Annotated in this window: 22 protein-coding genes; 8 read left to right on the top strand and 14 right to left on the bottom strand. The window is 47.7% G+C overall.

The window, feature by feature from the left end:
* On the top strand, window positions 1-1,239 hold a 1,239-nt coding region (locus ACR6Z4_RS23670), incomplete at its 5' end, for a hypothetical protein (protein ID WP_479719797.1).
* 111 nt (window positions 1,240-1,350) lie between these two features.
* Here the strand turns inward: ACR6Z4_RS23670 and ACR6Z4_RS23665 are convergent.
* The 3 genes from ACR6Z4_RS23665 to ACR6Z4_RS23655 all read right to left on the bottom strand — a co-directional run bounded on the left by ACR6Z4_RS23665 (window position 1,351) and on the right by ACR6Z4_RS23655 (window position 3,139).
* Window positions 1,351-1,851, bottom strand: coding sequence for a hypothetical protein (locus ACR6Z4_RS23665; RefSeq protein WP_479719796.1), 501 nt, complete (start codon window positions 1,849-1,851; stop codon window positions 1,351-1,353).
* 109 nt (window positions 1,852-1,960) lie between these two features.
* The gene (locus tag ACR6Z4_RS23660) at window positions 1,961-2,365 is read right to left on the bottom strand and encodes a hypothetical protein (RefSeq protein WP_479719795.1); all 405 of its coding nucleotides are present in this window, start codon (window positions 2,363-2,365) and stop codon (window positions 1,961-1,963) included.
* Window positions 2,366-2,509: 144 nt separating this feature from the next.
* Complete coding sequence (locus tag ACR6Z4_RS23655) at window positions 2,510-3,139, bottom strand: GNAT family N-acetyltransferase (protein ID WP_479719794.1); 630 nt, start codon at window positions 3,137-3,139, stop codon at window positions 2,510-2,512.
* 69 nt (window positions 3,140-3,208) lie between these two features.
* Here ACR6Z4_RS23655 and ACR6Z4_RS23650 point away from each other — a divergent pair, with 69 nt between their 5' ends.
* Window positions 3,209-3,754 carry a GNAT family N-acetyltransferase gene (locus ACR6Z4_RS23650; protein WP_479719793.1) on the top strand — a complete coding sequence of 182 codons (546 nt, stop codon included), beginning with the start codon at window positions 3,209-3,211 and terminating at the stop codon, window positions 3,752-3,754.
* Here the strand turns inward: ACR6Z4_RS23650 and ACR6Z4_RS23645 are convergent.
* The 3 genes from ACR6Z4_RS23645 to ACR6Z4_RS23635 all read right to left on the bottom strand — a co-directional run bounded on the left by ACR6Z4_RS23645 (window position 3,749) and on the right by ACR6Z4_RS23635 (window position 5,798).
* Entirely contained in the window at window positions 3,749-4,438 is a 690-nt protein-coding gene (locus ACR6Z4_RS23645) for a hypothetical protein (RefSeq protein ID WP_479719792.1), read from the bottom strand. The two genes, ACR6Z4_RS23650 and ACR6Z4_RS23645, sit on opposite strands and share 6 nt — an antisense overlap.
* The gene (locus tag ACR6Z4_RS23640) at window positions 4,435-4,842 is read right to left on the bottom strand and encodes a hypothetical protein (protein ID WP_479719791.1); all 408 of its coding nucleotides are present in this window, start codon (window positions 4,840-4,842) and stop codon (window positions 4,435-4,437) included. Before ACR6Z4_RS23640 ends, ACR6Z4_RS23645 begins: the two co-directional genes overlap by 4 nt.
* A 173-nt stretch (window positions 4,843-5,015) precedes the next feature.
* Window positions 5,016-5,798: a DUF4058 family protein gene (locus tag ACR6Z4_RS23635; RefSeq protein ID WP_479719790.1), complete on the bottom strand. Its 783-nt coding sequence runs from the start codon at window positions 5,796-5,798 to the stop codon at window positions 5,016-5,018.
* A gap of 153 nt (window positions 5,799-5,951) precedes the next feature.
* Here ACR6Z4_RS23635 and ACR6Z4_RS23630 point away from each other — a divergent pair, with 153 nt between their 5' ends.
* Complete coding sequence (locus ACR6Z4_RS23630; RefSeq protein ID WP_479719789.1) at window positions 5,952-6,974, top strand: tyrosine-type recombinase/integrase; 1,023 nt, start codon at window positions 5,952-5,954, stop codon at window positions 6,972-6,974.
* A 31-nt stretch (window positions 6,975-7,005) separates the two neighbouring features.
* Here the strand turns inward: ACR6Z4_RS23630 and ACR6Z4_RS23625 are convergent, their stop codons facing one another.
* From ACR6Z4_RS23625 to pnuC, 4 genes are all read right to left on the bottom strand, one after another.
* Complete coding sequence (locus tag ACR6Z4_RS23625; protein WP_479719788.1) at window positions 7,006-7,374, bottom strand: hypothetical protein; 369 nt, start codon at window positions 7,372-7,374, stop codon at window positions 7,006-7,008.
* A 116-nt stretch (window positions 7,375-7,490) separates the two neighbouring features.
* Window positions 7,491-8,462, bottom strand: coding sequence for a C69 family dipeptidase (locus tag ACR6Z4_RS23620; protein WP_479719787.1), 972 nt, complete (start codon window positions 8,460-8,462; stop codon window positions 7,491-7,493).
* A gap of 31 nt (window positions 8,463-8,493) precedes the next feature.
* Window positions 8,494-9,477: an AAA family ATPase gene (locus tag ACR6Z4_RS23615; RefSeq protein WP_479719786.1), complete on the bottom strand. Its 984-nt coding sequence runs from the start codon at window positions 9,475-9,477 to the stop codon at window positions 8,494-8,496.
* 1 nt (window position 9,478) lies between these two features.
* Window positions 9,479-10,150: a nicotinamide riboside transporter PnuC gene (pnuC, locus tag ACR6Z4_RS23610; RefSeq protein ID WP_479719785.1), complete on the bottom strand. Its 672-nt coding sequence runs from the start codon at window positions 10,148-10,150 to the stop codon at window positions 9,479-9,481.
* 98 nt (window positions 10,151-10,248) lie between these two features.
* On the opposite strand from pnuC, the gene ACR6Z4_RS23605 reads away from it, so the two are divergent.
* The 3 genes from ACR6Z4_RS23605 to ACR6Z4_RS23595 all read left to right on the top strand — a co-directional run bounded on the left by ACR6Z4_RS23605 (window position 10,249) and on the right by ACR6Z4_RS23595 (window position 11,791).
* The gene (locus ACR6Z4_RS23605) at window positions 10,249-10,503 is read left to right on the top strand and encodes a hypothetical protein (RefSeq protein WP_479719784.1); all 255 of its coding nucleotides are present in this window, start codon (window positions 10,249-10,251) and stop codon (window positions 10,501-10,503) included.
* A 299-nt stretch (window positions 10,504-10,802) separates the two neighbouring features.
* Window positions 10,803-11,423: a class I SAM-dependent methyltransferase gene (locus ACR6Z4_RS23600; protein ID WP_479719783.1), complete on the top strand. Its 621-nt coding sequence runs from the start codon at window positions 10,803-10,805 to the stop codon at window positions 11,421-11,423.
* Window positions 11,424-11,542: 119 nt separating this feature from the next.
* Complete coding sequence (locus ACR6Z4_RS23595; protein WP_479719782.1) at window positions 11,543-11,791, top strand: hypothetical protein; 249 nt, start codon at window positions 11,543-11,545, stop codon at window positions 11,789-11,791.
* Between the two features lie 54 nt (window positions 11,792-11,845).
* Here ACR6Z4_RS23595 and ACR6Z4_RS23590 read toward each other — a convergent pair whose 3' ends face one another.
* A complete protein-coding gene (locus ACR6Z4_RS23590) occupies window positions 11,846-12,868 on the bottom strand; it encodes a PDDEXK nuclease domain-containing protein (RefSeq protein WP_479719799.1) in 1,023 nt (340 codons plus the stop codon).
* Window positions 12,869-13,077: 209 nt separating this feature from the next.
* Between ACR6Z4_RS23590 and ACR6Z4_RS23585 the strand changes: the two genes are divergently transcribed.
* Window positions 13,078-13,833: a ParA family protein gene (locus ACR6Z4_RS23585; protein WP_479719781.1), complete on the top strand. Its 756-nt coding sequence runs from the start codon at window positions 13,078-13,080 to the stop codon at window positions 13,831-13,833.
* A gap of 62 nt (window positions 13,834-13,895) precedes the next feature.
* The gene (locus ACR6Z4_RS23580; protein ID WP_479719780.1) at window positions 13,896-14,771 is read left to right on the top strand and encodes a ParB/RepB/Spo0J family partition protein; all 876 of its coding nucleotides are present in this window, start codon (window positions 13,896-13,898) and stop codon (window positions 14,769-14,771) included.
* A 68-nt stretch (window positions 14,772-14,839) separates the two neighbouring features.
* Here the strand turns inward: ACR6Z4_RS23580 and ACR6Z4_RS23575 are convergent, their stop codons facing one another.
* The 3 genes from ACR6Z4_RS23575 to ACR6Z4_RS23565 form a co-directional block, all read right to left on the bottom strand.
* Window positions 14,840-18,616 carry an AAA family ATPase gene (locus tag ACR6Z4_RS23575; protein ID WP_479719779.1) on the bottom strand — a complete coding sequence of 1,259 codons (3,777 nt, stop codon included), beginning with the start codon at window positions 18,614-18,616 and terminating at the stop codon, window positions 14,840-14,842.
* A gap of 85 nt (window positions 18,617-18,701) precedes the next feature.
* Window positions 18,702-20,831 (bottom strand): nuclease domain-containing protein, encoded by a 2,130-nt coding sequence (locus ACR6Z4_RS23570; protein WP_479719778.1) that lies wholly within the window; start codon window positions 20,829-20,831, stop codon window positions 18,702-18,704.
* Window positions 20,828-22,606 carry an AAA family ATPase gene (locus ACR6Z4_RS23565; protein WP_479719777.1) on the bottom strand — a complete coding sequence of 593 codons (1,779 nt, stop codon included), beginning with the start codon at window positions 22,604-22,606 and terminating at the stop codon, window positions 20,828-20,830. Before ACR6Z4_RS23565 ends, ACR6Z4_RS23570 begins: the two co-directional genes overlap by 4 nt.
* Between the last annotated feature and the right edge of the window lie 226 nt (window positions 22,607-22,832).

Raw genomic sequence — 22,832 nt, 5'->3', positions numbered from 1 at the left:
CTAGAAAAAGTATACTCTCCTGGAGATTTGCAGCAACGGGTTGCAAATGTTCATTTTGTCCTAGTTCTTATGCATGATGCATATCAAAAGAACAAGAAGGTTTTTCTCGAAGATATATTTTTTCCTTGGGTTGAAATACAGAATAAAACAAAGAAAAATAAATCTCGAATTTTTAATGAGCTTTCAAGATTAGATGAATTTACTCAAGATAGCCTTGACGATGTTATTCATATTGCAAATATCTATAGAAATATTGTATCTGATTTGCTTGATCCCTATTTAACCTTAATCGTATCTTGTTATCAATTGATTGAGGGAAGCTTTACCGATATCAATAATGCTAACCTTGGTCAGGCAGAGCGCAATAAATATGAATTTATCATATCAAGAATAAAACCAAAAAATAATGAGCTTCACCTTCTTTATGGTTATAACCCCTTAGTAAGGAATGCGATCTCTCACTTGGGTTCACATGGGTTGTTGTACGAAAATGGAGTGATTACTTTTCGGAATATTCAAAGAGGTTCTACCCCTAAGGTACAAGCAGTTCGTTGGAGTACAACAGAGTTTAATCAGCATAGCCTTTCATTACTAGAGTGTATTTTATCTATAGATATCGCTGTTGAAATATTTGGGCTAGATATCTCAGATCTAGTGGCTCAAGATAGTGAAACAATGTTCAAGTTCATACTTCATGTCTTGTCAGGTGATCAAAGATCTGAGATAAGGCTGCATCAGTATGAGATATTTAATAAACTCAGAAATAGTAATGAGATCAGTGAAGAGGAGAAGCTTAACGTGCTTTCTAAGCTTCTATTTTATAACTGTGGAATACGAGATATGGAAATAAAACAGATTGGCTTTAATAACTCTCAAAAAGCAATTATATTAGGTATTCCAGTGGATCCTATTGATGTAAATAATGACGAGAAGTTAATATCGAGATGTGCTGAGATACCTCGATATGCTATATTAGCTCGTTCAATATTTAGTAATATGTATGATACGTTTCTAGTTGAGGAGAACGATGAAGTGTCTAAAGATACTAGGATTTCTGCTATTTTTCAAGGTCAACTGCTTGATGAATATATTGATGAAAAGGCGGGTCTAGTTGATTTACTCCATAATTCAGCATTTTTTCTAGCAGGCAACCGGATTGGTATAGGGGTTAACTTTGATAACCTAGAACAACTGGAGTTGGAATCAATTCAAGATCCATTTCCTCGTAAGAGAAACTAGATTAGAACTGAATTAGCAGAAGCGAAAAACCTTGCGCTAATTAGATTATATTTTACTACAGTTTTTCATAAGTCTGCACCCTGAAAAAGCTTCCAGGATGCGAACAATTAATTATTCCGGCTGCTTATAGAGAGGAAAGAGAAAGTGACGCATTTCCATCTCTAATTCTGGGTTGTTGAAATCCCCCGCAGGAACCAGCATGGCTGGATAGTCTGGCTGCTTCAAATGCATCTTGATGCCAGAACTAGGAATAGCTTTAACCGCTTCTCCCAGGTACTTGAGGTTAAATTGAATATCTAATGTCATATCTGTAGGGATATGAGCACTAATTGTTTCATCACCCTTGCCAAACTCTCGATCGATCGAAAGGTGAATTTGTTGTGTCGTTCCATTAAATCGAAACTGGATCCCTCTCTCCTTTTTGTCAGTCAGCACTGACAACCGCTCCAACGCTTTGATCAATCCTGATTTCTCTAGCACCACTTCTCTGTCAAAGCTGTATCGGGACAACAACTGCTCACAATCTGGATATTGTCCTTCAATGCACTGGCAGCTCAAGATAATATGCTGCCATGCAAAACTTGCACGGTTTGCTTGAGCATCATACAGCAATTGGATTGGGCCAACTGAATCAGCGAGATTACGAATCAGTTCCTTCAGTGCTTTACCAGGTATTGGAAATTGAGTGAGTTCATCAGTTACCGATCGCTTGCCTCGTTATTCAAGCAGCTTGTTGCTGAACTTGCTTTTGATGGCGCAACAGTTCTATGCGATCGCGTTGCAGCCCAACCTGGCAGTCATCAAAGGTGACAGAATCAGGGTCAAGGAAGTGGGCGATCGCCAGCTCAACCACAAATTCTGGTGGCATCTCTTGCTCCACAGCATAGTTTCTGATCTCATGCCGGAGTGAGCCTGGGAGGTCATCTAAGACATTGCCAGTCTTAGGAGGGTTTTGCTTAGTGTCAGGAGAAATATACTCTAATTCTAGAAAATGAGCGATCGCAAACTGGATCACCGCATCAGGTAATAGGTCTGCTGCATCTGCATAGGCAGCGATCGCCTCCTGCACTCGCTCAGGGAGAGAGGCAAAAATCTGAGATTGGGTATTAAAGTTGGAGGTCAGCATAGATTAATCCTCCTGAGCGATGCGATTCTCCGTTGAAGGCGCTGCGCAAACGTTATAGGGTGGTCGAACCTGCCGTAGCACGACTTGCTCTAACTGCGATGATAACTTAGCCTAGATAAAAGACAGCCTGGAGAATTTCAAGGATTAGAGAATTCTCTGCCCGATCGCGTCAAACGCTTCAATGACGGCTGCTGCCGCTTTACTGGTTGGGTAATCTTCTGCAAATAGCGACCAAATCATAGAATCTCGTTTGCATCCTTCATAATTCTCTACTCGTTGCCGCAAAATCGCCTCATGAGTAAAGCCCAGTTTGCGTGGAACCGCTGCACTTCTGAGGTTGGCTGGATCGCAATGAATTTCGACTCGTGCTACCTGATTTACGGTAAACGCCACTTTGGTTAGAGCTGCCGCTGCTTCGGTTGCCAAGCCCTGATTCAAGTGATGAGCATGAATCCAGTAGCCGATCTCCAGTGCGGCGTCGCCAATTCTTGTATGTAGCCCGGTTCCTCCTAACACCTGCGTCTCGTCGAGATTGAAAATGCCATAGGTAAAATCTTGCCCCAGATCGAACTTGCCACGGGCTTGCCGGAGCCCATTCATTCGCTGTTGCAAATCTTTGGGTTCCCCATGTGCCCACGGCATCCAGGCTTTGAGATGCTCTAGACTGTGGGCGATCGCCGCAGATAGCAACGGTGCATCACCTGGGTTCCAACAGCGTACGACCAGTCGTTGCGTGTGGATGCGGTAGGCTGGACTGAGATTTTCTACTGCCATAATAGTGAGAAATTTTGCTTAACCCGTTAAGGTCTGCTACAGCAAATATCCCTCCCGATTCTAAGGCTGATGCAAATTACTGATTTGACTCCTGAGGATACTACCACCATTGAGCAGGTTGCATTGATCCTGCTGGATTGTTTTGGACACTTGCCCAGTGGTTACCCAACACTCAAAGAGGCACTTGAGGAAGTTCATAAGTCCTTTGCGAGCGATCGCATTAGTCGTATTGCCGTTGATGATTCAGGAACGGTGTTGGGTTGGATTGGCGGCATTCAACAGTACGATGGCAATGTTTGGGAACTACATCCATTGATCGTAAAGTCCGATTGTCGCGGACAAGGAATTGGGCGATTATTGGTTGCTGATCTCGAAGTACAGGCAAGACAGCGAGGCGGCGTGACGCTTTGGCTGGGAACGGATGATGAAGAAGGAAAAACGACGCTTTCAGGAATCAACCTCTACCCCAATGTATGGAAGCATATTGCAACGATTCAGAACCTGCGACAGCATCCCTATGAGTTTTACCAGAAATGTGGATTTGTCATTGTCGGGGTGATGCCGGATGCAAATGGATTGGGCAAACCAGATATTTACATGGCAAAACAATTATGAATCTGCTGGAGTTCCTTTAATCCAAAACGTATTACTATAAAACTCCTCGCCCTGTTCTAGCTCAAACTCACCGAGCAGTACACCCAGCCAAATCTCGACTTGTGGCATTCTTAAACTTTGGCACAAGTGAGCAAAAGACGTTTGATGAGCTGGCACTGCCCTTAGCCATTGGGCGATCGCCTCAATCCATCGGGACACATCTTCATCGTGGGCGATCTGTAATACCTGCTGTTTCCTTGCCTCCTCAAGGGCTGCCTCCGACTCCAACTGGTCTACCATTGCCAGCAAAGCTGCTTTGTCAACTGTCGCGACAACTGACCCCTCTTCTGTTTCGGCTGACTTGACTCGTTTTGTACGGGACTTGCGCGGGGAAGTTGGCTCCATCAAGTCACTCAGATCCACCGCCATCGTCTGCCGCACGAGATCCGTAAAAAAGCCCTGCTGCACGATTGGATCGCGGTAGGCTTCTTCCCACTCTGTCATCAATACAGTTGCCCGTGCCGCACACAGTTCGGCAATCTGAAGTAGCGCTTCCCCAGCAAACTGAAGTCGTGCAGCCTCCGGGAGTTGAGCCGCTGTGACCTCCATCGTATTCAGGATTTGTACCACCTCAACCGTTTCCGGCATCTGCTGTGCCCGTCGCAATTCCTCCCACAGATTCAGTTCCAGTTGTTCTCCCTTCATGAACGCCCTTCTCCCTGTACATAGTGGAGATGCTCAGCATGGTAAGAGCAGGGACGGATCGGGCATTGAGAAACGGAGTGCTGTTCTTCGCGGGCAAACCGTTCAAACCCACTCCGCCGCCCATTTCCATAGTGCTGGTAGAGGGCATCCAATAATTGTCGGGCATACTCCTTCACCAAACGGGGCGGTAGCCCAAAGGTGTGTTGGGGTTGGGTCATCGCCACGGGTTTTTCTCCCAGCCATAACTCAGCGCACATGGCATGAATGACGACTTCATCATTCGGTTGTCGAGGTTGGTCTACATAGGTGTGCAGCACCACATAGGGGATTTGGGGGAGTGGTACGGTAATTTCTGCGATAGCGCAAGCGCGACGACAGTCGTTCGCGGTCTTTCGTTGGGCCAAACGACTACGCCCCTTCCGGTAATAGGAACGGCGGCTCCGGCAAGTCTCCTCTCGCCAGCAGCCGTCCCCACCTATCTCAGCATCATGTAGTTTCCGTGCCTCTTCTGGAGTTAGTAAAGAGCATGCCCAACATTTTTCATTGGTTCGACGTCCCATTTTGTCTCCGTTCTGGTTCAGCTTGGTTGAGATACCACTGTTTGAACCCAGGCTAATTCTGCTTCCGATAGCGTCGGGGGCGGAGGCACCTGTTCGTAGTCAATCGACAAATCGTAGGCTGCTTCGTCATACACGGCTGTCAGTGCCAGCCCCAAATCTAATGCGACATCCGCATCAGAGGGTCGCAGGGGAATCGGAAGCACCGGCAATTGATCCCGAAGGGCAATCGGCCAAACCTCGACTAGACTTGATTGCGATCGCGTCAGGGTGATCAGATAAGGAACATCCGGAATCCGGGGATGATTAAACGAACGGGTTCCCCGACGCAGTAAATCTAGTTCCAGCAAATGCACCCCTGCATTGTGGAGCCGCAGCCGCTTCCGCCGATATGCGGTTAGTCCAGGTTCTCGCTTGTTGACTGGAGACAAAATTTCGATCGACGTCACTAGGGTATTACCCGCTGTATCCCGAATTTCGATGCTCGGAATCCGAACTTTGACAGGTTGCATGAAGGGTAATGTTAGGGGCGCAGGGGTAGTGGCGATGGCTGATTCAGAGGGAGAGGAGGAAGCAGGAGCCTCAACAGGCTGCCTTTGAAGAACTTCTACATCTGGGTACAAAATTCCAATTTCTCCTTCGGGTGCCGTATCCTCAACCAGATAAACCTCCAACCGAGCCGTATAGCGAGGGCGCAGGAGGGGGACTAGGAGTTGGCGAATCTTACTCGCAAGGGCATTGTGGACATCTGCCCACAGGTAACCCTCTAGATACGGATCCATACCGGGAAACGGGGATGGCATCGTTCGCTCTCACCCACTCAATCAGGAATTCCTTTTATCATAAAGCGGTTTTGTGGGCATAACTGCTACCTTTGAGTTAATATTCTTACAATATTCAGATAGAGATAAGTGAAGTTATCTCTATCTGAAATCCATCCAACTTTTTCCTCGACGATGACTTCATCCCCTTCTGATCCTGTTTTGCCGATCGTGATTGTCCCTATCGAGGGCGGCAAGCAGGAGGAACCCCGACAACCAGAACCACCGGATCTCCGTCACTGGCAGATTGAGGAGTTTCTACGACAAACGGGAAAATCAGATAATACCCAGCGGGTTTACCGGGGACAGTTGGTGAGGTTTGTCGCCTGGTGTGATAAGTCCTGGCTCGATGTGACGCCCAGTGATATTGGCAAGTACCGGCGAGAGTTGAAGCTGAAGGGGCTGAAGGCGACCTCAGCCAACCATGCGCTCAATACGCTGAAGGCATTTTATGGGTGGCTGCGGCGGAGCAATGGCTATCCCATGAACAAACCTTTGCCAACGGATGCGATCGACCTGGAACGCCAGCCAGAGCCAGAAGCCGACCATATTGACGGAGACGAACTGGCCCAGATCTGGCAGGTACTGGAGTTTGAGGAGAAGACGGCGGTTCGCGATGCCTCCGGCACACGGGTACGTGACCGCGCCATTGTTGCAGTCCTCAGTCATGGACTACGTGCATCAGAGGCATCCAACCTGAACGTGGAACACTGGAACGGCAAGATTTTGAAGGTGCATCGCTCCAAGGGGCAGAACGTGAGTGAGGTGCCGCTCAATCGAGAAGCGAGACAGTACCTGGAAGCCTATCTGGAGTGGCGACGGCAGCAGGGCGGGATGTTTGAGCCACTGCCGGAAAGCCCGATGTTTCTGGCCCAAGACCCGAAGAGTGCCGGGAAACGGTTGGGCTACAAAGGCTTGCATCGGATGGTAAAGAAACTAGGGACGGTCGCCGGAGTAGAGGACATTAACCCGCATCGCTTCCGGCATACCTTTGGAACGGAGGTGACGCGGCGAGGCGTTGATCCACTGTTTGGGAAAGAGTTGATGGGCATCAAGAGCGATCGCGTCTTCCAGCGGTACACCAAAGGGGTGTTTAAGCAGGCAGCAGCCGAGGCATATTTGAAGGCGATCGGCGAGGATGAAGATGAGAAAAGTTAACGCTCAGTAAGCGGTTGTCCTATGTCTTGCCTTAGTCGGACCACCCATGCGCGGCACGACGGAACAACCACGCTGATCCGGCAAACAGAGCGATAAAGAATCCATTCAGAACTGTAAGCTCCAGTGGTCCACTCCAAGGGTAGCCCAACTGGGCGGTCAGCGCGATCGTGGCAACGGAGGTCTGAGCGAGTGTCGTGGCGAACAGCGCACGGGACATTCCACGGGGTCGGAAGCGTGCGATGAGGGAGCCAATGATCCCGATGGCGAGCACCCCGAAGTACATTAGGTTGGCAGGGTCGCCATCTCGCCCAATAATGCCGACGCCCAGACTGAGCCAGACCAAGATGAGTGCGGCTGCGATCGCGACACCAGCGGCAAATCGATACATCGTGTTGTTCATGGTTCCTCCTCGATTGGGGGTAACGTCGTGTAGCAGTATCCTTTTGTTCCTTTGAGCAACCAATAAAGTGATGAGTTTAATTTTGTAGGGGGAAATCCCTTACTGGGCAACGATTGCTAGCCTTTAGTCGGTAGGCTGGCATTTGATGAGTGATGTTCACGCCTCACCATTCTTGGTAATTCAACCCGTTGATATTCTTGCTGGCAGGGGAAAGGCCGGTCAATCAGCCAGTGTTCGTTCTGTTGAGCGGTTAATCGGGAAATTTGGCTCCCTCGCGTTTCAAACTGCCCGTGCATACAGATATCTCCCTGATGATCGCGCAGAATTGATTTTGCTGCCTCGATCGTGAACTTGCCTTGATTCGTTTGGCAGAGCGATCGCACCCGCCCTTCCCTGGAGTAAGGAGATAAGGGATCTTCAACTCCACCGTCCGAAAAGAGTTTGGCAAAATCAAAATCGGACTCACCCTTGCATCGTCCTTGAGCAACTGCATCACGAACCACATTGGGATGGCGCAAATCTCCGGCACTTCGGATGCTGAGGTTGTTGGAAATCGATCGTGTTCCTTGTGTCACTCGCTCAGCGATCCAGTATTTGCCAGCAGTTTCTAAAACCCAGGCTTCTTTGCGATCGGCAATGAGGAAAGAGTTGTGGTAGGTGAAGGAAAAATGCTCTGCACAATTGCCGCCCTGCCCATACTGCTCCAACAAATCAACGATCACTTGTAGGGCAGCAAAGGCAGTTCCTCCTCGTTCCAGTCCAAGTCGGACTAAATCCATTCCCAGTAGCCCAATGGATTGGTAAGGCTGATTTGTCCAAACCGCCTCATTGCCAATCACAACACCACATTCATTAGCTCCCATCTCGGCTCCCCACATCCATCTGGGTTTGGAAAGAATCACGGCATAGGTACGTTCAACCTGGGAAATCTGGATGTACGTGCATTGAACGTGTTTCCTCTGAGAATAGGTTTGAGGCGGGAAGGTCACCACATCCTGGATTTCACCTTCGGGGCGATCGCTATTCTTGCCAAAGATAACGGAGCCATCGAGGGTTGCATCTGTCAGGGCAACAAAGGTATCGCACATGAGAAGTTCACTCTACTGGAATGCCACTATTTTACGAAGCATCCAGGATGGGGAATACCAGGAGAGGATCGATGGCGGCGATCGCATCACTCATCCGCTGCTCATGGGCACCTTTCACTGTGATGTACCGTTTGCCCTTCTGCTTGAGTACCTCAACGAACCACTGGTGCATCTCCAGGCGAATATGCTCACCTTCACGAGTGCCATCCTGCACAAAAGCAAAATCAGGAGCGGTCAGAATATATAGGTCGTAGTGACGGGAGTCGGCAACTTGCTCCACCACTTTGGAAGAAGTTTCGGTGTATCGCCTGTGCCAGATATGGGTTGCGAGTGGATCGGTATCACAAATGAGCAACCGATTTGCCCGCATCGCCAGGTCATCTTCCCAGTTCGCCTGCCCTTTCGCAATCTGAACAAACTCGTAGGTATCCCACCGCTCTGCCCCAGGCGTGTAGCGTCTCCCTTCCCAATACCATCGCCCATATTCGGGCACCCACACCGTTTGGTAATGCTGTGCCAGGGATTGAGCTAAGGTTGTTGTGCTGCTGGACTCCACGCCGATGACACAAATTCGTTTTGTGAAGTACGCTTTGGCAGGAGGGGTTAGCATGTGCCAGTGCGCCGAGAGATCCTGCCGTAGCTGAGTTCCTGAGATCGGAAAGTGTTTACGTTCGAGATCAACCGCGTGATGTTCTGCATTCATCAACGCTGCCCAGGGTTCGCCATATGCTTCAGACGTGAAGACGAAATTTGGTCGTCGTCCTTTCAGAACAGTTAATGCTCGCTTTGCCCAGGGTTCTGGTGCATCTGGAATATCTTCCAGCACTTCGATCACTTCGACATCAGGGTGCAGGAAGCGAATCCAATTGGCACGAACAGAACCAGGGATCGCTTGGGTCGGTTTGTACCCAACCAGCACCACGAGATGATCGACCTGTGCTTTTGCCTGTTGAAGCAGATAGTGATGCCCCAGGTGGAACGGATAAAACTTCCCAATCGTAATACCCAATGTCATCCTACTGCTCAATTGCCTTCAACTGTTGTTCGCGATCGATGCCTTGGAAATTTCTCAACCCACCAATAGCCATCAACCCGAAAACGGCATAGAGAATGCTGGTTAAATACAGCTGGCGGGAGGCGTAGAGCGGCACATAAATCACGTCCACCGTAATCCACAAATACCAGCTTTCCACCAGACGATCCATGAGATAGAGGTGGGCAACCAGACTCATGACTGTCGTGAGGGCATCCCAGAAAGGGGCAGCCCCTCGGATGGCAATCAGGAGCGATCGCAACGCGAATATGCTGGCGATCGCCAAAATAGCTGTCAGGATCAACCCTTTCCTGGAAATATGACCTACTGGTTTCTCAGTATGGTTCTGCCCACCTCGTAACCAAATGTAGATGGCTTGCAAACTGGTAACGAAGTAAAACACTTGCAACCCAACCTCTGCATACAGTTTTGCCTGGTAGAAGACAACTCCGTAGAGTGCTGTTCCGACCAACCCAATCCACCATCCGAGGGGGTTGTTCCTTGCCAATAACCAGACACTCCAGGCGTAGGTCACAACAGCAACGGTTTCCAGCACACTCAGTTCGATCGGAATTACTCTTTGAAAGGGTATGAGCAGCAGCAGGATACTGGCGATGATACCGATAGTGGATTGAAACCGGGCAGATTGAACCATAGGAGAGGCACAGGAAGCATAAGAACTTCTACCAATGGACAGTAGCCTACCTCAATTTCAAGCAATCCAATAGAAATAGCCCTCATTCTGTTGTGCCTGTGGAAACGTTGATTCAGTTTGCTCCCAACGTAGCGGCAGTGCTTTTGATGCTGCTGGGCGGAGCCGCTTTACTCTTTCCGAAAACAATGGCTGCCTTTGTGGGGCTTGGTCCGATCGCCCCGGTCGGCATTTCTGAGATTCGCTCAACACTGGGTAGCTTCTTTCTGGGGTTGGGAGCGACCTGCCTCTGGTTGCAGTCTGCGGATGCTTTTACGGTCTTGGGCGTGGCGTCTTTGGGAGCGGCGTTCCCCTAGGGTTGCGCGAAGCGCTAATCGTGCGATTGTTATCGAGCATCTTTGACCGCAGCATCACAGTCAAAAATATCGGTGGGGTGGTAGCAGAAGCATTTCTGGGTACTCTGTTTCTGCTGAGTTGGGTCTGGCAGGGTTAATTTGAGGACGACGTGAAAAGGCAATCTCGGTGTGATGAAAGCCGAAGTGGACGGGCTGTGGCATCTGAACCCAAGCGATCGCCTCATTACTACCCCTAGAAATTGCAATGAAGTATTGATGTGATGCACGATGAGGTGAGACTCACAGCCCTGAAGAACGATATGGAACCCGCTCTGCTTCACTCCTCCGATCCAGTTTCTTATACTGCCCGAATTGTTGCAGCTAAGCGGGCGATCGAGCAGCTCCACTCTGCTCCCCTATTTCAAGATCCCTATGCAGCGGCTCTGGCAGGAGATGAAGTCGATGCCTTGCTGTCTCGATGGAAAAAGGTTGCCCAAGCTCAAGCCGTTCCGTTAGAGCAAGTGATTACCAAACGAACTCGCTACATTGCAGTTCGCACAAAATTTATGGATGACCTCCTTAACTCGACGCTGGCTGAGTACAAGCAAGTGGTTGTCCTGGGAGCGGGACTCGACACACGATCGTATCGGCTGGCATGGGCACCCGGCACGATCCTGTATGAAGTGGATTGTCCAGAAGTGTTGCAGTACAAAGCCCAAGTTTTGCAAGACGTTATCCCAGCTTGTATCTATCGACCTGTTTCTGGAGATTTGGCTGCTCCAGATGCGAAATGGGCGACAGCCATCCTCAATGCTGGGTATCAAACTACAGTGCCAACCATTTGGTTAGTAGAAGGAGTGGTGATGTATTTGCAGAAGCAAGAAGTACACCTGCTACTCCAGACCATCTCCCACTTAAGCGTTGCTATAGCAATTGAGTAGATGGTTAGGACAGTGGGGGTGTGGGGGCTGCGCCCCCAGCCAGGGGTTCCACCCCTGCACCCCGTCCTAATTAACCCTTCAATTACTATAGTAGTGTTTTAGGGATAGATGGAGTCAAGGTGGGATCAGTTTTGGCTGGGCAACGAGCGAGAAAAGCCGATCGTGGCAGAGTCGTACGGCATTGGCAGTTTGGTCACGATGCTCCAAAACAATTGCTGGCAGGATATGGGTGGGGCGCGGAAGTGTTTGAGCCGCAAGACATTGAAGCAGGCTATGGCAGGTATCCCGAGTCTTTACCGATTGGCACTGAAACAGCAGACCAGGATGATGGTCGAGGGGTATGGCTGGTTAATGCTGTGAAAGTTTAATCAAATAGAGTAAACTTGGCACTAATTTTGAGCCACCGATTAACCTGCAAAACGCTACTGTTCCTGGTCACTCTCTAATTCAGAGATAATTGCCTCCAATTGCATCTCAAGCTGTTCAATTGAAGGTAAGCTCTCTTTTAGTTGTTTGGGCAGTCGGTGAGTAGCAACGGCGATCGGTGTGTTCAAATTCCGTAAAGCATACTCTGCCTTCGTTTTACTCTTGGATTTACATAAGATAAGCCCAATCGTTGGATTATCCGTTGAATGCCGCATCTGGTCATCGACAGCAGAGACATAAAAGTTCATCTTTCCAGAATATTCTGGCAAGAACTCAGTCATTTTGAGATCAATGACGATAAAGCAGCGAAGTTTTAGGTGGTAGAAAAGCAGATCCAAATAATAGTCATCGCCATCAACTTCCAAATGGTACTGGCTTCCTACAAAGGAGAAACCAACACCTAACTCTAGGAGAAAATCTCGGATCTGAGTGACCAGAGCTTGCTCTAGCTCCCGTTCTTGTGCTGTTTCTTGAATCGATAAAAATTCAAAACTGTAAGGATCCTTAATTAACTGTTTGGCAAGATCGGATTGAGGTTGGGGCAAAGTTCGATCAAAATTCGTGACAGCTTCGCCCTGTCGTTGGATTAAGTTACTCTCGATCTGGTAAACCAAGATGTCTCGACTCCAGCCATTCTCGATCGCCTTTTGAGCGTACCAAAGCCGATGTTCTTGCGTTTTTAGCTTATCGATCAGGGCAATGTTATGCCGCCAGGGTAATTTACCAACGCTGCGTTGGAGAATTTCCTCATCTGGGTATGCCTCAGCGAAAGCCTTCATGTAGCCCAGGTTTGAGCGAGAGAATCCCTTGATTTCTGGAAATTCTTTTTTCAAATCCTTTGCCAAACGCTCGATAACTTTAGTGCCCCAGCCTTCTCGTTGTTGCTGCTCCAGAATAGAGCGTCCAATCTGCCAGTAGAGGAGGATTAATTCTTGGTTGACGGCAAGAGCCGCTCTAACCTGAGCACTTCGGATGCGTTCCTTGAGGTGACGCAGGAAAACATCGTAATTTTCGGGCATTGAAAACAGGCGATCGCTCACGGTTAAGGTTCTATCGTTCGTGACTCAACAGTTTATAGTGCCATCATCTCATCAAAATCTAGTCAAAATTCAGATTTACTTCCTCACTTATCTCGTAAACTCTTAGTATCACGTATTCAGTCTGACCAGGTGTCTTCTTCTGGTGCAAACTGATAAAGCAAAAAATTACCCTTAAAACCTACATTCCAGTGAGCCGAGTTATTTCACTCTTCAACCAAGCCGGTGGAGTTGGAAAGTCCACTCTAGCTTCAAACATCGGCTATAGCCTAGCCCAAAGAAAACGCCGAGTACTTTTAGTGGATATGGATCCGCAATCGTCGTTAACGACGTTTGTGGGGATCGATCCAAGGCAAGTAGACCGAAGTGTCTATCACGCGATCGTGCCTGAAGAGGAACTGCCTATCCTCAAAGCAATTCATGGGATGGATCTAGTTCCATCTCAATTGAAGCTTTCGGACGCAGAGCAGGAGCTAGTCACTGCTTATATGCGGGATACAAGGCTGAAAGATGCCTTGGAGCCAGTTCGGGATCAGTACGATTTTATTTTGATTGATTGTCCGCCAAGTTTGGGGATGCTGAGCTACATCTCATTGGTTGCGTCCGACTATATTCTGGTGCCCATTCAGACCCAATTTAAGGCGTTTCAAGGGACAGATATGCTCTTGCAAACCCTACAAAAAGTCAAAGCTAAGCCAAATCGTAAGCTACAAATTGCGGGGTTCATCCCTACAATGTATGACGGACGCAACTCTCACGATGAACTGACCCTAGAGGCAATTCGGGAACAACTTGCCCCCCTCGGTAAAGTTTTTCCATTTATCCCTAAGTCAACTGTGTTTGCAGATGCTTCAATGGAACGAGTTCCCTTAGCAGTGTATAGTCCCAAACACCCTGCTAAGAAAATATTGGATGGATTGGCGAAAGACCTGGAGAAATTAGCATGACCCGGAAGCGAGAGCGAGTTTTTGGAGGACAAATTACAGCTCCAGTAGCATTATTTGCCGATGTGGAAACCCCGACATCGCCTGAGAGACTGGCAATTAGCCAGATCAGTTTCCCCAAGCAGCAACCCCGGCGGTATTTTGATCCCGAAAAGATGGAGCAGCTTGTACTCTCCATTAAAGAGCATGGAATTCTAGAACCACTTCTTGTCCGCAGCCTTGAAGATTCAGACAAGTATGAATTGGTGGCAGGTGAGCGGCGCTACCGCGCTGCGAAGGAAGCAGGTTTGACAGAAGTACCTGTGGTGATTCGTGAGCTATCCGATGAGCAAGCGATCCAAATCGCTCTAATTGAAAACCTGCAACGTGAAGATCTTAACCCAGTTGAAGAAACGGAAGGAGTTCTGCAACTTCTATCTCTGAAGCTCCAAATGCCCACCTCTGACGTGCCCAAGCTCCTCTATCGAATGCAGCATGAGGCTAAAGGAAATGTTGCCCATAACGTTATGGGCAGTGATGAGGATAAGGCAGTTCAGTCAGTATTTGCTGCCCTAGGGACGATGACCTGGGAGTCCTTCGTAAATAATCGGCTTCCATTACTCAATCTTCCGCAGGATGTGTTAGAGGCTTTACGCCAAGGCAAAATCGCTTACACGAAGGCACAGGCGATCGCCCGTGTTAAAGATGATGGGAAGCGCGAGGAATTACTGAATAAAGCTATTTCACAGGATCTCTCTCTAACACAGATTAAAGATCAGATTTCTACTCTCAAGGCTGCTAAGAAACCAGAAGAAGATGAAAACCACCCATCCCTGAAAGGGCAGATTGATGATGTACTGCGTTTGGCTAAACGATCTAAGGTCTGGACTGACCCCAAAAAACAAAAACGTCTAGAAAAGGTGCTGGAGGAGCTAAAATCAATTATTTCGGACATGAATTAGTTCTTCAACAGATCTGGCAGGGTGGCTTGAGGTGGAGGCAAAAATTTTATAGTCTTCCAGAGGTCATACTATAAAATAATTTGAGTAACAATTTGTTCAATTTCTTGGGATGAAATGCCTCCATTTTCCTGATCCCTAGTGATAATTAAGGTTCCTCGGCTACCGCCTCCTTCACTGTGAGGAAGAACACCATTGTTGCGATACCATGCTAATTTGGCTTGCCAGCGTGCTTCATAATCAGGTTTATGTAATAAACCACAGTGCTCCCAAAAATATGTGATTCCAGAATCTGCATCTTCTATTGTGAAGTCTGGAGATCTCGTGAGTCCTCCCATCGTGAGCTCTTTTTCATAGGAGTAATCGATATTGTGTGATGCTAGTCGATCAGCAATGATGACTTCTGATTTGGAGCGAACAGCTTCTCCTCGAAGTGTTCGGTGAATTAAATTCCTCTCAAGAAATCGTTTCTCGACTCGTTGAGCTTTACCTGAACTAGCTGCAACAGGAATAAAAACTTCCACTAGATGGGGATTGGTAAATAAATTGGTGAGCCGTCTTGCGGTGTCAGATAATGCGTCTGATGAATACTTTTTGATGTCAGAACGATTACCTTGATGCAAAATTACGACTCGATCTCGCTGACGAGTCAAGGCTGTGTAGAGAAGTTCTCTTGAGAGGAGACGACATGGGTTTGGCAAGATTAGTAGTACCAACCCGAACTCGCTACCCTGTGACTTGTGGACGGTCAGAGCGTAAGCTAGCTCCAGACTTGCCTCAAATTCATCACCAAAGTCATGATTGCGGAATTTGTATTGGAACTTGGGTTGGGAGGAAAATTCAACTTCAAGTTCCCAAGGTAAGCCTTTATATGCACTATTCCGAGTTTTAAACTGTCCGCAGACAACACCAATCTCACCATTGGCAATATAGCCACGTGCACCTTCAGAGGGATAAACTTTTTTTCCATTTCGGCGATGGTTAAATAGGTTGATCACCTTATCTCCGTAGACAATTTCCTCGGATCCCATTGGTCTTGGTGTTTTCCGATGAAACGGGTGCTGGGCTTTTTCTACCATCTTGGCTTTGAAAGTTTTGTGAATGAGACGATTAATTGTGGTGACACCGTGAGATTGACCTCGAACAGGTGAAAGAATTTGCCAGGCTTCTACAGCTTCAGCATTACCTTTATTGAAGTAAACAAAACCATTTGAGGCATTGCCACCTAGGGAGATGTCGAAACCTTGGGCATCTTCAAGGCTTTCTAGCTTCAGTTCATCCTTCAAAATCTCCAGCAACTTTGCACTGAACTCTTCTGGACTCTCCCACGACTCAAAGCGAACATATTTTGAGGCATTTGCTTTAGCAATAATATCGAAAACATCATCCTCAGCAGGTGCCAAAGCACGACCACTAAACCATTCTGCTAGTTGTAAGTCTTCCCTCAATTTTCCAATTTGGCGACGGAATACGGTGAGTTCTGCATAACCGGAACCGATACGAGGAAAGATAGTCTCTATATTTTCCGGCGTAAGGCGAGTAACAATATCAACAAAAGGTCGTCCGGGACCAATCGGAGGAAGTTGCCGAGGATCTCCCACGAGAATTAGTCGGTCAACCCCTGCCTTAAGAGCACTAAGCAACGCTGCTAACATTTCCTCCGTTAGCATGGAAGCTTCATCTACAATGACGGTTCGAGCCGTGTCTAAGGGTGGTTGTTCGGATAGTTTATATCGGCAAGTTCCAGGATCGTAGCGATCGCACCCATTAAGAAACTGCGCCAAAGTGTAAGCCTTGATCCTAGTTGACGTTTCCATACGAACGCTGGCTTTACCAGTGGGTGCTAGGAGTAGAACTTCACCCGCAGCAATGTCTTTCTGATTGCAAAGAACTGAAAGAAGCGTGGTTTTTCCGGTTCCTGCCTGTCCAATCAGGACGGAAAAGCGCGACTCGGCTAGCTCCTTTAATGCTGCTGCTTTTTCCTGTCTTGCTTGTTCTTCTTCCTGCCTTGCCTTTAAATCAGCAATAGTTTCCAAGGATTGATTCAAGTGCTGATCGAGAAGCGATCGCCAGTCAGCATCGATTTGATGGCGCTTACCTTTGATACGTTTATTAATGCGAGAGCGGATTAGGTCTCCCATTTCCGCTAAACGAGTGAGCTGGTAAGCGCGATCGCCACTGTGTAATTCTTTCAGTTCAATTGTTTTTGGGAAGTACCCTTCTGCAACAACCATCATGTCAGGGGTAACTTCACAGGGCGGTTGTAGCAATAGCTCACGGATTTTGAGAATGACATCATCTTGAGGCAGCAGAGTGTTTCCATCCTGTGCTGCTTGTTCTAGGATCTCAACTGTTAGTGCTCGGATTCGGCGCTGATCAGTTCCACCCTCAATTGCTGAAGGTTTGGGTAGAGGGTGTTTCGAGCGAATTGCTGAATCAGGGAACACCCCGCGATCTACTGTCCACATACTAATTGGGTATTGAGTGTGTAGAGTTACCTCATAAATCAGATAGGGATTCTCTAGAAAATCTTTGTCTGAGCAATGCACTCCTTGTGGTTGACGTACTTGAGGTACGAAGAGCATTGCTGCTTGCTCAGGAGTAATTTCAAAACGGCTAAGTAGTTTGAGAAGAGAACGCCGCTCAGAGGAGAGCGTAGCCCACGTTCTCTGAAGCATCCCGTTGATTTCTGGTGCTAGTTGAGATGAGAGATGAGCTTTAGGATTTTGGAAGACTTGATCAACAAGTTCCCAAGGATCTTCGTTATCTCCAAGTCGGGCAGCAATTTCCCTGGCAACGAAGGTTCCCAATCCAACGCCAAAAGCACTTAAGACTGCCCCTAAACCAGGGCAAGGTCCTCGCATTTTCCACAGCTCACCGAGACGGGCATCAATCCACTGAAGACATTGCTCCCAAGGACCTGGGATATGGTACTGGATGGATTTCTGCAAGGAGACTGCACAGGCAAGCAGGGCTGCGATCGCCCCATCATGGGTGACATGCTCTGTAGCATAGGAAAACTCGTCGATGCGATCGCCTGGTGCGAAGGCAGCAATTTCTGCTGGGTCAAAATCTGGATTTTGTTTGGCGAATTCGAGAGCTTGGTGATACGGAAGTAGGAAGCCATCCTTGAAATCGGGTCGAATGGAGTGTTGAACCATACGCTCCCACAAAATAGAACGCAGATCTCCCGGTTGGTTGTACTTGTACTCCACCGCTTCGCCAATGTGTTTTACTCGTCCCACCCCAACAAGGATGCGAACCCTTCCCGCATCTTCAATGAAAGGGACTTGTTTGGCGTAGAAGAAGCAGAGCGATTCTTCTGGACGTACCTGCTCGAAAAAACAGTCGAGTAGAGCACGTTGGTTACGATGCTCCTGTACCCAACCTGATTCAAAGGGAAGTTTGGGTTCTCGGTTTGGGTCGTAATCAATATCAAACTGCTTCAAGTGCTGCTCTACTGCATCGGTACGCATCCAGAGGAAGGGAAGTGCTGCGACTGCGTAGGAGGGATACCGCATTGGGGTCGGGGCAAAGTGACCGTGCGTTTTTGATGAAGTTTCGACGTAGGGATGACGTGTCTCTCGAATGAACTCGAAAGGTGCCATGAAGGTTCCCCGCTCGGAAATGCAACAGGGGTATTGAGATGAAGCTAAATCCTTGATGGATTGACCTGCAACAGAATCCTCAATCAGGTCATCTCTTTTGGTCGCTATGTTTTGCAACTTTAAACAAGCTCCATTGAGTCGTGGAGCGTTGCAAACTGTGCCATTCCATTCTCTGTCATGCCAGGGGACTCGAATAGAAATATGGCGCAGTAGGGGAGTTGATTTTGTTTGAGGTTGCATAGCTCTGGGGTTTTACAGATTTGCCCAGTTTTAGTAATCCCAGAATCTTATAGATACCCTCAGTACCCAGTTATAACTTTTAATATCAAAAATCAAGATTGGTTGCCGCTGGTTGGGATGCCGCTCTCAAGTCAGCCAAGGATGGATCGCTACCACAATCAGGGCAAATGTACATCCACTTGCCTTTGAACTCTGGATGATCGGAATTACGGTGGAAGCAGTCTTTGAATTTGAGGAGGTGGTGATGTGCGCCGTAGCAACTTTGAACAACCCAGAAGCTGCCGCATTGGGGGCAGGAACAGTATAATCCTGTACCGTTACCAGCTCGTCCTTCGCGGTAAACGACTCTTTCAATTAACTCTTCTTCTGAAATGCGATCGGGTTTCCAACTTGAGTGAACGTCATTCCCCCAATCCAGTTGTTGTCCACAAGGTAAGCACACTGTGCAAAGCTCGCTGTTATGATATTGGAGCAGAAGTCGCAGAATTCGTCTAACTTGGCGATCGTTATCATTTCCCGGTACTAAGGCAATTGCTCCATATAGATGACCGGGGTATTCTAATTCATTCATCTCTACATCAAATTCTTCTAGCAGAAATCGATGAAAGGGAATCTCTCCCCAATAATCCCTCTTAGAATCCGTGTGAAGAATGAAAGCGCAGTCGAGAGAAAGCTCGTCTAAATATTTGTCTCTTGCAATCCCTATTACATCTTCAATTAAGCGATCGTCTCCTTGTTGGTCGTAATTTCGGTATTTAGCATCGAAACAGTAGTTATTAGTTCCTCCATGAATTGAGAACTGAATAATGATGTCTGGAGTTCTTAATTGACCATCTGCTGTGGTTAATTGAGCTTCGTAAATTAAGCGAATGGTGTAAGACTGTCCGTTGTTTAGCTTTCCTCTTAATGCGAAGGGAGTATTTCTAGGTAGCCTCAATGTCCCATTAGGTTCAATTTCTATGCTTTCAAATAAAGTTGTTTCCTCGTCTAATGGTTGCATATTTGCGTATAGAATGAAGGCACTATACAGCTTTACGACACACCAGATTTCATAAATCTCCCAAGTGGGTCGAACTTCTCCTCGATAGATATGCTCAAGAAGATATAGAACCTTTTGGATCGGTTCAAGCATACCTCCTTTAGAGTTTGCATACTTTTCAAAGACTGGACCGTAGCTCGGAGATGCGATTAAACGAAGTGAATTAAAAGCTGCCTCATCTGGAGTCTTTACGTCTGTCAGAAAATCAGAGCTTCTTGCTTGAGTAGCCCATTGAACACAGGATTCGAGTTGTGAAACCTTGTCATTGATTTGCTTTCGTAATTTCTCTTGTTGCAGCCGAAACGTTTGAATTCTTTGTCTAGATTCTTCTATAAACTCTTGAAACTCCTCGTCCTTTCTACGGGGCTTGGCGGGAATCAGATCATCCTCAGCATTGATCAAGTTGAGTGCTTTAAGGCTAGTAGCGAGTCCGGTTGCTAAATCTCGTAGGTAAACATCAAGGACGTAGCAAAGAAATTCGTTTTCCATGCACTGGGTTGATTCTATCCGAGTCATTCCTAAGACTCTTCGTTTACCAGGCTCTACCTTGGATTTGATGAGAAGCTGTGGTGAAAGGTTGGCTTTCCCGATTTCTACTGGACCTACCTCTGTGACGAAGCTCTTAAGGGGTCTTTTCTGGATGGCTGTCCAGTTGTCTTGTACGACGGCGGCTAATTCAAGCAGTGCAGTCGCAGTTGCCATCATTCCATTCCCTGCAAGCCACTGTTGCCCTAATCCTTCTGTGCCAAAACCTTCGCCCATTGGTACCGGAACTGCTCGACGTACACAGCAAACGGTCGAGAGTGCCAGAACTCCAATATCAGAGATCATGCGATCGATTTGCCACTCACTGATATTGGCAGGATAAATATGCAGGGTTGCTGCCGTATCTCGCACAATCTTGCCAGTGCTATCCATTAAAACGACAGTGACCTCGCCCGATCGCCGAATGATTCCGCCTCCTGCTCTTCCGCGTGGTAGCTCCCAACGGTTTGTATTGGGGATTTGAATGAGTAATACGGGTGGCGTGCCATTGAGTGCTACCTTACCCTGCCAAGCACGATCGAGTTCTACATACCAGGCACCTCCAAACTGCCGAACGTGCGTAATGCCGTCTTCATCTGGGTTGAATGGCGTGCCATTGACGTCAACAAAGCGAATGCTTGGGTAGCTCATGCTTTTGTCCAGTAGCGAACGTTTGCGCGTCTCTTATCCTGCATTTGCTTGGACAATTGGGGTAGAACGTCTCCAGGATCGTAAGATTTATAGGCTTGTTCGAGTTCCTGAAGCCATCGGTTAAAAAGCTCGCTTGTTATATCGTTTTTGAAGAATGAGATTCTGGGAAGTAATTTAGTGAAAATAAAATGCCCCAAGCAATCTTGGCTAGGCAGTCCCAAAATAGTAGCAACGGTGTGGAACACCTGGTATTCTCGGCTGGCTCGATGTCCTAGAGGAATCCCCAGCGCAGAGAGATACTGCTGATTCCACCTCAAAATCAATTGCCACTCGTTGGACTTTTGATTAAATTCCCCTACTGATGCGATCGCCTGTTGCAGTGCTGTGATCGACAAAATTGCTGTTGTAGCTGTACTAATGTTTGCTGCTGTACTGGTCTTGGTTAGATTGGCAGGAGGATAGGTAATGACGTAGGAGCGATCGATCACTTTAGGACTCAGGTCATAGGTCGTTTCATCTGAGTTCAATGTACCCAGTAAAACCAGATTGGGAGAAAGGGTGAATGTTGAAGGATAATCGTTGAGAAGCGTTTGTATGTGCTTCAATCTCTGGGTTTGTTCGTGGGTGCGATCGGTCAGTTCGTGTAAAAATCTGGCTTCCTCCCATAACTGGGTTTCGATGCTGGGGGAGTAGAGCAGCAACCCCTGTCGTCCATCGTCGCTGCTGAAAGATTGCTCCTTCTGTCTTGACCGAGAATATTCTAAAGAAGAGAGCAGATCGGCACCGTAGTTCTCAATTCTGGCAAGGTTGAGTTCATCAAGACAGACCAGGCAAAGGCGATCGCATTGGGTTTTAGCATCTTTGAGTGCAGTCAGGAAGGGAGAGGGGCGAAATGTTTCGCTCAGGGGGTCAAAGAAGCCAAGTAAGTCGGAGGGATCGAGCCACGCGGGACGGACGGGTATGATTTTACTGGTTCCGTCTAACAATTTTGCTGAGTTCTTGATGATACTGGTTTTGCCAACCCCGACAGGACCGTTGAGCAGAACAATGCTGCCTGAATAACAAGCACTCACCAGAGATAGCAAATAGCTGGTTGCAATGTTTTGAGGAAGTAACAGCCCTGCCGATTCCAACATCGCACCCCAATGTTCGGCTAGGTTTTGGGGCAAAGGTGAAACTTCAGACACTTGAAGAGGTTGATCTTCAACGCTCAAAGGGACTGCGAGGCGATAGGGTTCTACAGCATCGAAGAACTGTTTTGCTTGTGCTTTTGAAGCAGCTAATGACTCTGACAGAGATTGAATCGATCGCTCCCACTGAGCCAGTGATGCCTGCTTCCGTTCTAGTTCAGCTAAGAGTTGCGCTTCTTGTTCAGCTAATTCAGCCTTGAGTTTTGTTTCCTGTTCCTGGGCTTTTGCTTCTCTACGCTCTAAGGCTCTTGCCCAATCGTTGATTTCATCAAGTTTAGCTTTTGTGCGTTCTTCAACTAACTGATCAACTTTGGCTTGCTGTTGCTGAACTTCAGCACGTTGTTGTTCCAATTGCTGGCGTAATTTGGTCGCAAGCTTTTCTTGGATTGTTTCAACTAGCTGATGAGCTTCACTTTCAGAGATGGCTCTGACCCGAACTGCTCGTGGATCTCCTTCTTGCTCTCTGGTGCGATCGAATCCGCGTTCACCTGGCTTTTCCCATTGGAATGCTATGTAGTCATTTTCTTCAGCAGCAGCATTGGGAGCAAAGAATTGTTTTGCAGTTGTGCCATCAGTCAGAGGCAATCCTTCTATGAGGGGTAAAATGATTAATGAATTGCCCCGCTTGGTACGTACTCTTCCAGGTAATTCTCTAGGCAAAAGTGAAAGTATCCAGATACCGCTTGAAAGGTTTGGGTTTGGCTGGGCATCCATATGTTGCTAGAGTCGTTGATGATTGAGCGATCGCAATTGCTAGAACTAGTATTCCCAAACTCCCCCTGAGTTCTTGCTTTTCAGTGGTTTACGCAAT

It is taken from the genome of Calyptranema fuscum S582 (assembly GCF_055793305.1).
The sequence above is the reverse complement of the archived record's forward strand: the minus strand, read 5'-3'. Positions and strand labels throughout refer to the sequence as shown.

Excerpts from the sequence above, each read along its gene's own strand:
- ACR6Z4_RS23635 (WP_479719790.1), bottom strand. The coding sequence starts at position 5,798 with ATGCCATCCCCGTTTCCCGGTATGGATCCGTATCTAGAGGGTTACCTG.
- ACR6Z4_RS23650 (WP_479719793.1), top strand. The coding sequence starts at position 3,209 with ATGCAAATTACTGATTTGACTCCTGAGGATACTACCACCATTGAGCAG.
- ACR6Z4_RS23625 (WP_479719788.1), bottom strand. The coding sequence starts at position 7,374 with ATGAACAACACGATGTATCGATTTGCCGCTGGTGTCGCGATCGCAGCC.
- pnuC (WP_479719785.1), bottom strand. The coding sequence starts at position 10,150 with ATGGTTCAATCTGCCCGGTTTCAATCCACTATCGGTATCATCGCCAGT.
- ACR6Z4_RS23600 (WP_479719783.1), top strand. The coding sequence starts at position 10,803 with ATGGAACCCGCTCTGCTTCACTCCTCCGATCCAGTTTCTTATACTGCC.
- ACR6Z4_RS23575 (WP_479719779.1), bottom strand. The coding sequence starts at position 18,616 with ATGCAACCTCAAACAAAATCAACTCCCCTACTGCGCCATATTTCTATT.
- ACR6Z4_RS23630 (WP_479719789.1), top strand. The coding sequence starts at position 5,952 with ATGACTTCATCCCCTTCTGATCCTGTTTTGCCGATCGTGATTGTCCCT.
- ACR6Z4_RS23660 (WP_479719795.1), bottom strand. The coding sequence starts at position 2,365 with ATGCTGACCTCCAACTTTAATACCCAATCTCAGATTTTTGCCTCTCTC.
- ACR6Z4_RS23645 (WP_479719792.1), bottom strand. The coding sequence starts at position 4,438 with ATGAAGGGAGAACAACTGGAACTGAATCTGTGGGAGGAATTGCGACGG.
- ACR6Z4_RS23590 (WP_479719799.1), bottom strand. The coding sequence starts at position 12,868 with ATGCCCGAAAATTACGATGTTTTCCTGCGTCACCTCAAGGAACGCATC.
- ACR6Z4_RS23655 (WP_479719794.1), bottom strand. The coding sequence starts at position 3,139 with ATGGCAGTAGAAAATCTCAGTCCAGCCTACCGCATCCACACGCAACGA.
- ACR6Z4_RS23620 (WP_479719787.1), bottom strand. The coding sequence starts at position 8,462 with ATGTGCGATACCTTTGTTGCCCTGACAGATGCAACCCTCGATGGCTCC.
- ACR6Z4_RS23615 (WP_479719786.1), bottom strand. The coding sequence starts at position 9,477 with ATGACATTGGGTATTACGATTGGGAAGTTTTATCCGTTCCACCTGGGG.
- ACR6Z4_RS23570 (WP_479719778.1), bottom strand. The coding sequence starts at position 20,831 with ATGAGCTACCCAAGCATTCGCTTTGTTGACGTCAATGGCACGCCATTC.